We start from the raw sequence: 11,318 nt of genomic DNA on the forward strand, positions 1-11,318 counted from the left end.
TGGCCTGCGCCGCCGGTCAGCGCGCCGCTTGCCGGGGGCTGCCCAGCAGCGCCGCGATCCGCTCGGGGGCCATCGGACGGCCGTAGAACCAGCCCTGTGCGAAGTCGCACCCGGCACGGGCGAGGAAATCGGCCTGGGCCTCGTGCTCCACGCCTTCGGCCACCACGCCCAGGTGCAGCGCGTGCGCCATCGCGACGATCGCCGCCACCACTTCGCGCGCGCTTTTCTCGTCGGGGACGCCGGCCAGGAAGCTCTTGTCGATCTTGATCAGCCCGGCCGGCAGATGACGCAGGTAGGCCAGCGAGGAGTAGCCGGTGCCGAAGTCGTCGATGGCGATGCCAACCCCGCTCGCACGCAGGGCCTCCAGCGCAATGGCGATCTCCGGTTCGCTACTGACCAGGGCGCCTTCGGTGATCTCCAGTTCGAGCAGGTCCGGCGCAACGTCCACCTCGGCCAGCACCTGCCGCACCATCGCGACCAGCCCGGGACTGCCCAGCTGGCGCGGCGACAGGTTGACGGCCATGCGCAACGGCGGCACGCCTTCGGCCATCCAGCGGGACAGCTGGCGGCACGCGCCGCGCAGCACCCACTCGCCGAGCGCGTCGATCAGGCCCAGCTCCTCGGCGTAACCGATGAATTCCGAGGGCGGCACCAGCCGGCCGCCCTGGCGCCAGCGCACCAGCGCCTCGACGCCGGCCACGCGGCGGGTCCTGAGGCAATACTGCGGCTGGTACACGAGCTCGAATTCGTCGGCCTGCAGCGCCCTGCGGATGGCCGCGCCGATCGTCACGAAGCGGCTCGCCTGCGCACTCAAACTCGCGCGGTAGAAGCTGATGCCGTTGCGGCCGTTCTGCTTGGCGCGGGCCATGGCGGCATCCGCGTTCTTCAGCAGGGCCACGCCGTTGGTACCGTCATGCGGGTACAGGCTGATCCCGACACTGGCGCTGACGAACACTTCCTGGCCGGCCAGCGCGTGGCTGCGGGCGATCTCGTGGCGGGCCTGCTCGGCGACCGCGGTGACCTGGCCCAGCTCGGCCGAGCGCAGGATCAGCACGAAATCATCGCCGCTCAGCCTGGCGACCGTGTCGACCGGGCGTGGCAGCGCCCGCAGCCGTTCGGCGATCTCCTGCAGCAGCTTGTCGCCCACCGGATGGCCGAAGCTGTCGTTGATGCGCTTGAAGTTGTCCACGTCGACCAGCAGCAGGGCCAGCGCCGCCTCGCCCTGCGCGATGGCGTGATCGACACGATCCAGCAGCAGCTGCCGGTTCGGCAGGCGGGTCAGCGGGTCGTACCGGGCGAGGAACTCGAGATCGCGCGTGCGCCGCTTGACCGCGCGCCGCAGCGAATAGACCCAGGCCAGCAACGCGATGCCCACCACCGCCAGCACCGACGCCACCGCCTTGAACACGCCCGTGTACCCGGCCAGGTCGACGCCCTGCCCCATCCACCTGTCGCGCAGCCGGGCCCGTTCCTCGGCGGTGATCCGCGCCATGCCCCTTTCCACCAGCGCGAGCGTCTGGCGGTCGCCCCTGCGCACACCCCGGTGGAAGCTGTCGGTGTAGAAGTCGAAGGCCTTCACGAACGCATCGTGGGCGTGCATGCGATAGAGGTAGTACTCCGCGGGGTACTCGTCCATGCAGAAGATGCGGATCTCGCCGGCGAGCGCCGCCGCGATGAGGTCGTGGTACCCGGTGTACAACCGCTGCGTATCGATGCCGGCGCGGTGGAGCCGCTCGACGCAGGCGTCGCCCCGCTGCACGCCCACCACGAAGCCCTTCAGTCCCGACGGATCGGCGATGCCGGTGAGGTCGCGGTCGGCGTAGATGCCCACGCGCACCTTCGCGAAGGCGGGCGTGAAGTCGTACTGCGCCTCCCGCCCGGGCGTGCGGAAGATCATCTCGATGACGTCCGCCTGCCCTTGTTGCAGGCGCCGTTGCGCGTCAGCCCAGTTGGTCGCGCTCAACTCGACCGGGATGCCGGTCTTTCGTTCCCACAGTTTCCACTCGTCGACCACGTAGCCTTGCGGCTTGCCGTCGGGCCCGATGAACAGATAGGGCGGGTAGTTGTTGTCGCCCACGACCCGCAACGGCCGCGCCTGGCCCGCCCAGGGCAGCACCAGGGCAAGCGCGCACAGCACATGCACGAGCGTCTTGGCCAAACTCTCCTCCCCGTCGGGCAGGTTGCGGACCGCAACCGTGCGCCCGATGCCATGCTGGAGCACCGCGGCGGTGTATGCCGTAAAACCCGTGCGACCGGCCTCGTCACGAGCGCGTACGAGGCCCGCCGAGACGTACCCGACGCTCCGGGCCGGCGATCACGCCCATGGCCACGTCGTCGGGGCGCGTCGCGACGGGGCGGCAGACAAGGGCGTGGCCCGCCAAATAAAAGGCGCCCGGAATCCGGGCGCCGAGGGGTGCCTTCAGAGCCGGGGCTAGGGGGCGTGGAACCGAAGGCCTGCACACGTTAACGACCGGGTCACCCGGAAACCGTGATCGACATCCTGTTTTCACGAAGTCTTCACGCCGTACCGGGTGGCCCCGCAGGGTCGACGGCCACGTCGCCCAGTGCCCGCACGAACCAGCGGATGGAGGGCGCGCCGATGTAATGCGCCCAGCGGTCGATGTCCGCGACCAGCGCCGCCTCGTCGCCGCCGAAGGAGCGCAGATACGCCGGCACGCTGCCGAAGCGCCGGCCGCGCTCGGCCAGATCGCGCGCGTTGCGCAGCGTGGCCAGGATCTTTTTCGGGTTGCGGATCATGCCCTCGGCCTCGAGCAGCGCGGCGAGCCGCGCGTCCGGCCAGGTGGCCACCCTGGCGAGGTCGAAGCCGGCGAAGGCACGGCGGATCGCCGGCCAGCGCGCGCGCACGACGGCCGGCCGGAAGCGGGCCTGGAACACCGCGGCGGCGAGCAGTTCGAACACCGCGTCGTCGCCCGCCGCCGGGACCTCGCCCAGCGGGTTCCAGCCGTCCACGATCCAGGGCGTCGCCATGCACCGCTCCGGACCTGGGCGGGAGCCGCGCTCCGCCCAGGTCGCGCACCGCTCAGGCGGCCAGCGAGGCGTTGTCGATCACGAAACGGTACTTCACGTCGCTGCGCTGCATGCGGTCGTAGGCCTCGTCGATCTGCTGCACGGGAATCATCTCGATGTCGGCGACGATGCCGCGCTCGGCGCAGAAGTCGAGCATCTCCTGTGTCTCGGCGATGCCGCCGATCAGCGAACCGGCGATCGAGCGGCGCCCGAAGATCAGCTGCGCCACGTTCGGGCTCGGATGCGCGTGCTCGGGCACGCCGACCAGGCACAGCGTACCGTCGCGCTTGAGCAGGCGGGTGTAGGCATCGAGGTCGTGGCTGGCGGCGACCGTGTCCAGGATCAGGTCGAAGCTGCCGCCGTGGCGGGCCATCCCGTCGGCGTCCTTCGAGATCACCACCTCGTCGGCGCCCAGCGCGAGCGCATCTCGCCGCTTGCTCTCGGAGGTGGTGAACGCGACGGTGTGCGCGCCCATCGCATGGGCGAGCTTGATGCCCATGTGGCCAAGCCCGCCGATGCCGACGATGCCCACTTTCCTGCCCGGGCCGGCGCCCCAGTGACGCAGCGGCGAATACGTGGTGATGCCCGCGCACAGCAATGGCGCCACGGCGGCCAGTTGCTCCTGCGGGTGGCGGATCTTCAGCACGAAGCGGTCGTTCACCACGATCCGCTGCGAGTAGCCGCCCAGCGTGTGGCCCGGCGCCTCCGGCGTCTTGCCGTTGTAGGTGCCGGTGAAGCCGTTCTCGCAGAACTGCTCCAGGCCTTCGCCGCAGGAGGCACAGTGCTGGCAACTGCCGACCAGGCAGCCGACGCCCACCGTGTCACCCACCTTGAACCCGGTGACTTCGCTGCCGACGGCGCTGACGTGACCGACGATCTCGTGGCCGGGCACGCAGGGGTAGAGGGTGCCGGCCCATTCGGAGCGGACCGTGTGCAGGTCGGAGTGGCACACGCCGCAGTAGGCGATCTCGATCTGCACGTCGTGCGGGCCGGGCTGGCGGCGCTCGATGTCAAGGGCTTGCAGCGGCTTGTCGCCGGCAACGGCGCCATAGGCTTTGGTTTTCATGCGGGACTCCTGCGTGGGAAGGATCGGGCCGCACGGCGATCGGCGGGAAGCCGAACCGTGCCATCCGCGCAAGTCTGCCTGTCCGCGGCCCTCGGGTCAGCCACCGACGCCGCGTGCGCCTGTCCGCGTCGCTGTGGATCGGCGCCGTCCTTCGTGGATCGACGATCTCCCGCCCCGCCGAGACCGCCTCGGCATCGGCGCGCGGTGGCGCCGAGTCCCCCAAGGCTGTCTTGACAACGCGCAATATTTCGATAATATTGGAATTATGGAAACAAAAGCCGCCTTGCTGGCCTTGAGCGCACTTGGTCACGAGTCGCGCCTGGCGGCCTTTCGCGAACTCGTGCAGGCCGGACCCGAAGGCCTCGCCGTCGGCGAGCTGCGCGAGCGCCTGGGCCTGCCACCCGCCACCCTCACCGCGCACCTGAACGTGCTGCGTGCGGCCGGGCTGGTGCAGGACGCACGCGAAGGGCGGGTGATCCGCGTTCGCGCCGGCTACACGCAGATGGACGCGCTGCTCGCCTACCTCACCGAAAACTGCTGCGCCGGATCCGCCACGTGCGGACCGGCTGCGACCTGCCCGCCACGCCGCAAGGGAGCCCCGAGATGAACCGATTCCACGTGCACCTCAACGTCGCCGACCTGGCGACGAGCATCCGCTTCTACACCGCGCTGTTCGCGTCCGAACCGACCGTCCGCAAGGACGACTACGCCAAGTGGATGCTCGAGGACCCCCGCGTCAACTTCGCCATCTCCAGCACCGGCCGCGCGCCCGGCGTCGACCACCTGGGCATCCAGGCCGACAGCGCCGAGGCGCTTGCCGCACTGGGCCACCGGCTGGATGCGGCCGGCGGCGGGCTCGTGCCCGAGCAGGCCACCGTGTGCTGCTACGCGCGCTCGGACAAGCTGTGGACCGAAGACCCGCAGGGCACCCGCTGGGAGACCTTCCACACGCTGGGCGAGGCCACCACCTATTACGCCGGCGAGGCACCCTGCGCCACCGACGGCGCCACCTGCAGCCCCGACCTGCGTGCAGCCAAGCCCAAGGTGGACAAGGGCACGGGCTGCTGCGTCCCGGCTTCGGGCTGCTGCTGAGGGCCGGCCATGGAACTGCGCCACGCCACGGCCGCCGAACAGGCTCCGATCCATGCGCTGCTCGCCCGCTGCGCCCTGCCCACCGGGGACCTCGCCGAGGCCCGGGTGGATTTCGTCGTGGCCGTCGAGGGCGACCGGCTGGTCGGTGCGGTCGGCCTGCAGCAGTTCGGCGACACCGGCCTGCTGCGCTCGCTGGCGGTGGAGGAAAGCGCCCGCGGCGCCGGTATCGGCGCGCGGCTGGTGCGCGCGCTCGAAGCGCTGGCGCGCGAGCGCGGCCTGCGGCAGCTGGTGCTGCTGACCCAGACCGCGGAGGCGTTCTTCGCCGGCCGCGGCTACGCGCCCATCGACAGGCAGACGGTACCCGCCCGGGTGCAGGCGAGCGCGGAATTCCGCTCGCTCTGCCCGGCCTCGGCCACCTGCATGACCCGTACGCTGGAAGACGCCGCATGAGGAAGAAGCGCGTCCTGTTCGTCTGCGTGGAGAACGCCAACCGCAGCCAGATGGCCGAGGCCTTCGCCCGCATCCACGGCCGCGACACGGTGGAGCCGCTGAGCGCCGGATCGGCGCCCTCGGGCGGGATCAACCCGCGCGCCGTGCGCTTCATGGCCGAGCTGGGCTACGACCTCGCCGCCCACCGCTCCAAGTCCCTCGCCGAGATCGAGGGCACGTTCGACGCGGTGGTCACCATGGGCTGTGGCGACAGCTGCCCGTGGCTGCCGGCACGGCGGCGCGAGGACTGGAACCTGCCCGATCCGAGGGACATGGACGACGCCGGCTACCGTGCCGTGCGCGACGCGATCTCCGCGCGCGTGCGCACCCTGCTGGACACGCTCTGATGCCGCTGTCGCGCAAGCTGCTCGCCGAGTTCATCGGCACCGCCCTGCTGCTGGCGGCGGTCGTGGGTTCGGGCATCATGGGTGCGGCCCTGTCGCCGCAGAACACCGCGGTGGCGCTGCTCGCCAACGCGGCCGCGACCGCCGCGGCGCTGTACGTGCTGATCGCGCTGTTCGGCCCGCTCTCGGGTGCCCACTTCAATCCGGCGGTGACGCTCGTCGCCTGCCTGCGGCGCGAGTTGACGGCCCGCCACGCGCTCGCCTACGCAGTGGTCCAGATCGCCGCCGCCGTCTCCGGCGTGTTGCTGGCGCACGCGATGTTCGACCTGCCGCTGATCCAGTCCGGCACGCACGTGCGCACCGGCCCGGCCCAGTGGCTGAGCGAGGCCGTGGCGGCCTTCGGCCTGCTGCTGACCATCCTGCTCGGCACCCGCCAGCGCCCGGCCGCGGTGCCGGTGCTGGTCGCCGGCTACATCTTCGCCGCCTACTGGTTCACCGCCAGCACCTCGTTCGCCAACCCCGCGGTGACGCTGGCGCGTTCGCTGACGCAGAGTTTCGCCGGCATCCGCCCGGCCGACGTCAGCGGCTTCGTGCTCGCGCAGCTGGCAGGCGCGCTCGCCGCCGCGCCGGTGGCTGCCGTTCTCGCGGAGGCGCCGGAGCCGGCGCGGGCCTCCTAGCGGCCAGGGCATGTGGCTGCGTGCAGGGCTGCCGAGACGATAAGCTTCCTCTCTCATCCATGCCTGCAGGGGATCCGCGCATGCGCCGTCCGTTCCTCCTACTCATGCTCGCCGGACTGCTGTCGTTGCCCGCGCTGGCCGCCGAGACGCACGACACGCCCACGCCGAAGGAGCTGCTGGCGCAGTCCCGGCCGCAGGAGTGGCGCCGGCCGGACCCGGCCAACCTGCTCGACATGAAGCTGCCCGGTGGCCACGTGCTGATCGAGCTGGCGCCCGACTTCACCCCGCTGCACGCGGCCAACATCCGCACCCTGGTGCGCGAGCACTACTTCGACGGGCTCGCCATCGTGCGCGTGCAGGACAACTTCGTCACGCAGTGGGACGATCCGGCCGCGGACGACGAGGACAAGGCGCACATCAAGCCGCTCGGCGGTGCCAAGAAGACCCTGCCACCGGAGTACACCCGCGCGATCGATCCCAGGCTCGAGTGGACGCCGCTGCCCGACGGCGACGTGTATGCGCCGGAGGTGGGGTTTTCCGAGGGCTTTCCGGTCGCCCGCGACCCGGCCACCGGCCGCGAGTGGATCACCCATTGCTACGGCACCGTCGGCGTGGCGCGCGACGTCGACCCGCACAGCGGCAACGGCAGCGCGCTCTACGCCATCATCGGCCAGGCCCCGCGCGGGCTGGATCGCAACCTCGCGGTGGCCGGGCGCGTGATCGACGGCATGGAGTTGCTCTCGGCGCTGCCGCGCGGTCCGGCGCCGATGGGCTTCTACACCGACAAGGCGCAGCGCGTGCGGATCGAGTCGGTGCGCCTGGCCGCGGACTTGCCGCCGGCCGAGCGCCCGAGGATCGAGGTGCTGCGCACCGACAGCGCCACCTTCGCCAAGCTGGTCGAGGCCAAGCGCAACCGCCACGATGCCTTCTACACGGTGCCGGCGGGCAAGATCGACCTGTGCAGCATCGGCGTCCCCTCGCGCAAGGAATGACGCAAAAGCCCCTCGCGCAGGGTAATGATGCCAACAGTCCCTCTGCGGAGGATCGGGTGAGCGCGTGGCATGGACGGCGCGCTCCGCCCGCACCCTCACCCGCCTGCTGGCACCTCTTCGGAGGGACAGGATTCGGCCGGGTTGACCGGGCGCGGCGTCGACGGCGCTGCCTCGTGTAGGAGCGAGCTTGCTCGCGATGCCCTTCGCCGGTGTGCGCCCACGCTCGCGCAACGGGTCGTCGGGATGGTGCAGCCTCGGCCCTCTCCTTGCGGAAAGGGATTGGAGTGAGGGTTCGGCATCGCCGCGCGCCTGGCTCCGCCCGCCCCCCTGCCGGGCCCTCTCCTGGTGGCGGAGGGATCGGCTCGGGTGGCCCGAGGGGCGCTTCGACCGCGCCGGCGTCCGTTGCACCTACAATGCGCTCCTCCCACGCGCGACCTCCCCATGCACGCCACCAGCAAGGCCCGTCTGCAGATCCACTTCTGCGTGCTGTTGTGGGGTTTCACCGCCATCCTCGGCAAGCTGATCACGCTGCCGGCGGCGGCACTGGTGTGGTGGCGCATGCTGCTGGTGACGGTGGCGTTGCTGGCGACGCCGCGCGTCTGGCGCGGGCTGCGCGCGATGCCTGCGCGACTGCGCTGGGCGTATGCGGGGATCGGCGTGCTGGTGTCGCTGCACTGGCTCACTTTCTATGCGGCGATCAAGCTCTCCAACGCGTCGGTCGGGGCGACCTGCATCGCGCTGGGGCCGGTGTTCCTGGCCTTCGTGGAGCCGTGGATCGCGCGGCGGCGTTTCGACCCGCGCGAGCTGCTGCTGGGCGTGGCGGTGGTGCCCGGGGTGGCGCTGGTCGTCGGCGGGGTACCGACGGCGATGCGGCTGGGATTGGTCGTAGGCACCGCCTCGGCCCTGCTGGTGGCACTGTTCAGCGCCTGCAACAAGCGGCTGGTGGAACATGCCGACCCGCTCACCGTGACCTGCCTCGAACTGGGCACCGGAACGCTGTTCCTGGGCCTCCTGGCGCCCCTGCTGCCGCATGCGGGAAGCGCCTTCGCCCTGCCGGGCGCGCACGACGCCGTCCTGCTGGTGCTGCTGTCCTTCGGCTGCACGCTGCTGCCGTTCGCGCTCGCCTTGGTCGCGCTGCGCCACCTGAGTGCGTTCGGCACGCAGATGGTGACGAACCTCGAGCCGGTCTACGCGATCGTGCTGGCCGTGCTGTTGCTGGGCGAGCAGCGCGAGCTCGCCTGGCCGTTCTACCTGGGCGTGGCGGTGATCCTGGCGGCCGTGTTCGCACATCCCTGGCTGTGCCGCCGCACGCAGCCTGCGCAGCCGGAACTGCTCGGCGTCAGCGAATCGCACAACACCGCGGAGTGAGCCTCACCCGCCGTACGCGAACCGCGCGGCCTCAGTGGCCCGAGGACGATCCGCCGGCCGGCTCGGCGGTGGTGCCGCTGTTCAGATGGTTGCCGTTGCTGTGCTGGGCGTCCGGGGCATGCTCGGGGCTGGTCGCCGGGCCTCGCCCGTGGGCGGCCTGGCGGCTCTTCATCCGCGGGCTGCCGCTGTGCCCGACCTGCGAACCGCCGGTCGAACTGGCCGCCGGATGGGCGCTACGCATGCCGTTGGCCTGCGTGGCGGGCGGGTGGTCCATCGAGCCAATGGCGCCAGTCGCGGGAGGCGCCGTCTGCGCGAAGCCGTGGGCGCCCGCCAGGACAAGCCCCACGGCGGCCAGGCTGCTGGTCGTGATGTTCATGGGGCGTTCCTCTTCGACTCAGGCGCGAGGCGCGCCGTGGAGGGCACCATGCGCAGCGGCCGGTCGCCGGCCCGTGACCGCGGGACCGGCCGCGCGTGAAGGCGGACGCGGCCCGTCAGCCGCCGCTCGGAGTTCGTGGCCGCCTATACTGGCGGAATGAACTATCGCCACGCCTACCACGCCGGCAACTTCGCCGACGTCCTCAAGCACGTCGTGCTGTCCGCGCTGGTCGACGCGCTGAAAGCCAAGCCCTCGTCGTTCGCCGTGATCGACACGCACGCGGGCAGCGGTTGCTACGCGTTGGAGGGCAAGGAGGCCGAGAAGACCGGCGAGTGGCGCGAAGGCGTGGGCCGGCTCCTGTTTCCCGACGTGGGCCCGCACGCGAGTACCGGCGGGACGCTGCCGCCGCTGCTGCGGCACTGGCTGGACGGCCTGCTGGCCCTGCCCGGCAACGAGCACGGCCTGAAGCTGTACCCCGGTTCTCCGCTGCAGGCGGCCATGGCCATGCGCGAGACCGACAGTGCCCAGCTGTGCGAGCTGCATCCGGAGGAAGCGGCGCGCCTGCGCGAGGTATTCCGCCATGACAGGCGCGTGCACGTGCACCAGCGCGACGGCTACGAGGCACTCAAGGCGCTGCTGCCGCCGAAGGAGAAGCGCGGCCTGGTGCTGATCGATCCGCCCTACGAAACGCAGGAGGCCGAGTACGGGTTGATCGAGCAGGCGCTCAAGGGCGCGCTGGCGCGCTGGCCCACCGGCGTCTACGCCGTGTGGTATCCGATCAAGCTGCGCAGCCAGGTGCAGCCGTTCCTGCGCTGGCTCGGCCACTGCGGCGCCCGCCGCGTACTGCGTGCGGAGCTGCTGGTGCGTCCGGACGATTCGCCGCTGCGCCTCAACGGCTCGGGGATGGCCGTGCTCAACGCGCCGTGGAAGCTGGACCAGACGCTGCGCGAGCCGCTGCGTGCGCTCGCCCGGCTGCTGGCACAGGAGCGCCCGGCGGAGTGGCGGCTGGACTGGCTGGTCGAGGAAGAGGCCGCTGCGCCTTCACCGGCGCCGCTACCGCGTTCACGCGGCCGCCGCTAAGCTCGCTGCGATCGCGCGGCATCGGCCGGCGCGACGTTTTCGCCCAAGGTCAGGAGCCCGCCATGCGCATCCGCCTCCCCTTCCCATCCGTTCGTTTCCTCGCATCCACGGCGCTCCTGGCGCTCGCCGCCTGCGCCCCGGCGCCGATCTACAAGGCCTCCCCCGACGCGGTGGACGCGCCGCCATTCCAGGTCGCGCAATCGCCCGAGCAGTTCGCCCACCGCCAAGTGATCTGGGGCGGCCGCATCGTCGGCGTGACCAACCTCGCCGACCACAGCGAGGTGGAGATCCTCGCCTACCCGCTGGACCGCTCGCAGCGCCCCAAGGCCAACGACAGCGGCAGCGGCCGCTTCATCGCGGTGATGCCGGGCTACGTCGAGCCGCTGGACTACCCGGCCGGCGGCCTGATGACAGTCAGCGGCACGCTCAGCGGCAGCCGCGCGGGCAAGGTCGGCGAGGCCGGCTACGTGTTCCCGCTGGTGCAGGTCGACCAGTCGCACGTGTGGACGGCGGACGAGCTGAACAAAGGCAAGAACAACTTCCACTTCGGCGTCGGCGTGGGCGTGATCCGCTGACCCGGCTCGAGGTGGTAGGGAGCTTGCTTGCGACGCTTCCGGTGCGGATCGGACGTTGAAGAGCATCGCGAGCAAGCTCGCTCCCACGAAGCAACGGGCCGACGCGATGGGAGTGGCGTGTCGTTGCCCTAGACTAGCTGTGTAAACCCACCAGGTTGTTCATGGCAATGCGGGTGATAGGAGGCTGGTAGTCAACGCTGGCATGCGGACGGTGCCAGTTGTATTGATGCAG

At 71.0% G+C, this 11,318-nt stretch carries 13 protein-coding genes and 1 pseudogene; 9 read left to right on the top strand and 5 right to left on the bottom strand.

The window, feature by feature from the left end; genetic code table 11:
• Positions 1-16 precede the first annotated feature (16 nt).
• The 3 genes from WAT24_RS13620 to WAT24_RS13630 form a co-directional block, all read right to left on the bottom strand.
• Positions 17-2,158: an EAL domain-containing protein gene (locus WAT24_RS13620; RefSeq protein ID WP_336808441.1), complete on the bottom strand. Its 2,142-nt coding sequence runs from the start codon at positions 2,156-2,158 to the stop codon at positions 17-19.
• A 359-nt stretch (positions 2,159-2,517) separates the two neighbouring features.
• Positions 2,518-2,988, bottom strand: a complete 471-nt coding sequence (locus tag WAT24_RS13625) for a DNA-3-methyladenine glycosylase I (protein WP_336808442.1) — start codon at positions 2,986-2,988, stop codon at positions 2,518-2,520.
• A 52-nt stretch (positions 2,989-3,040) separates the two neighbouring features.
• The gene (locus tag WAT24_RS13630) at positions 3,041-4,093 is read right to left on the bottom strand and encodes an NAD(P)-dependent alcohol dehydrogenase (RefSeq protein WP_336808443.1); all 1,053 of its coding nucleotides are present in this window, start codon (positions 4,091-4,093) and stop codon (positions 3,041-3,043) included.
• Positions 4,094-4,358: 265 nt separating this feature from the next.
• Here WAT24_RS13630 and WAT24_RS13635 point away from each other — a divergent pair, with 265 nt between their 5' ends.
• The 7 genes from WAT24_RS13635 (at position 4,359) to WAT24_RS13665 (ending at position 9,055) form a co-directional block, all read left to right on the top strand.
• Positions 4,359-4,700 (top strand): ArsR/SmtB family transcription factor, encoded by a 342-nt coding sequence (locus tag WAT24_RS13635; RefSeq protein ID WP_336808444.1) that lies wholly within the window; start codon positions 4,359-4,361, stop codon positions 4,698-4,700.
• Complete coding sequence (locus WAT24_RS13640; RefSeq protein WP_336808445.1) at positions 4,697-5,185, top strand: ArsI/CadI family heavy metal resistance metalloenzyme; 489 nt, start codon at positions 4,697-4,699, stop codon at positions 5,183-5,185. The genes WAT24_RS13635 and WAT24_RS13640 overlap by 4 nt, the downstream gene beginning before the upstream one ends.
• A gap of 9 nt (positions 5,186-5,194) precedes the next feature.
• Positions 5,195-5,635 (top strand): arsenic resistance N-acetyltransferase ArsN2, encoded by a 441-nt coding sequence (gene arsN2, locus WAT24_RS13645; RefSeq protein WP_336808446.1) that lies wholly within the window; start codon positions 5,195-5,197, stop codon positions 5,633-5,635.
• Positions 5,632-6,021: an arsenate reductase ArsC gene (locus tag WAT24_RS13650; protein ID WP_336808447.1), complete on the top strand. Its 390-nt coding sequence runs from the start codon at positions 5,632-5,634 to the stop codon at positions 6,019-6,021. The genes arsN2 and WAT24_RS13650 overlap by 4 nt, the downstream gene beginning before the upstream one ends.
• Positions 6,021-6,695, top strand: a complete 675-nt coding sequence (locus tag WAT24_RS13655) for an aquaporin (protein WP_336808448.1) — start codon at positions 6,021-6,023, stop codon at positions 6,693-6,695. Before WAT24_RS13650 ends, WAT24_RS13655 begins: the two co-directional genes overlap by 1 nt.
• 80 nt (positions 6,696-6,775) lie before the next feature.
• Positions 6,776-7,687, top strand: a complete 912-nt coding sequence (locus WAT24_RS13660; protein WP_336808449.1) for a peptidylprolyl isomerase — start codon at positions 6,776-6,778, stop codon at positions 7,685-7,687.
• Between the two features lie 441 nt (positions 7,688-8,128).
• Positions 8,129-9,055 carry a DMT family transporter gene (locus tag WAT24_RS13665; RefSeq protein WP_336808450.1) on the top strand — a complete coding sequence of 309 codons (927 nt, stop codon included), beginning with the start codon at positions 8,129-8,131 and terminating at the stop codon, positions 9,053-9,055.
• A 31-nt stretch (positions 9,056-9,086) separates the two neighbouring features.
• On the opposite strand, the gene WAT24_RS13670 is transcribed toward WAT24_RS13665, so the two are convergent.
• Positions 9,087-9,431 carry a hypothetical protein gene (locus WAT24_RS13670; protein WP_336808451.1) on the bottom strand — a complete coding sequence of 115 codons (345 nt, stop codon included), beginning with the start codon at positions 9,429-9,431 and terminating at the stop codon, positions 9,087-9,089.
• Positions 9,432-9,587: 156 nt separating this feature from the next.
• Between WAT24_RS13670 and WAT24_RS13675 the strand changes: the two genes are divergently transcribed.
• Both WAT24_RS13675 and WAT24_RS13680 read left to right on the top strand, forming a co-directional pair.
• Positions 9,588-10,511, top strand: coding sequence for a 23S rRNA (adenine(2030)-N(6))-methyltransferase RlmJ (locus tag WAT24_RS13675; protein ID WP_336808452.1), 924 nt, complete (start codon positions 9,588-9,590; stop codon positions 10,509-10,511).
• 62 nt (positions 10,512-10,573) lie between these two features.
• Positions 10,574-11,086: a Slp family lipoprotein gene (locus WAT24_RS13680; RefSeq protein ID WP_336808453.1), complete on the top strand. Its 513-nt coding sequence runs from the start codon at positions 10,574-10,576 to the stop codon at positions 11,084-11,086.
• Positions 11,087-11,219: 133 nt separating this feature from the next.
• On the opposite strand, the pseudogene WAT24_RS13685 reads toward WAT24_RS13680, so the two are convergent.
• Positions 11,220-11,318, bottom strand: a pseudogene (locus WAT24_RS13685) (IS481 family transposase); the annotation flags it as partial.

This window comes from Fulvimonas yonginensis (genome assembly GCF_037137055.1).
Classification (GTDB): Bacteria; Pseudomonadota; Gammaproteobacteria; order Xanthomonadales; family Rhodanobacteraceae; genus Frateuria_A; species Frateuria_A yonginensis.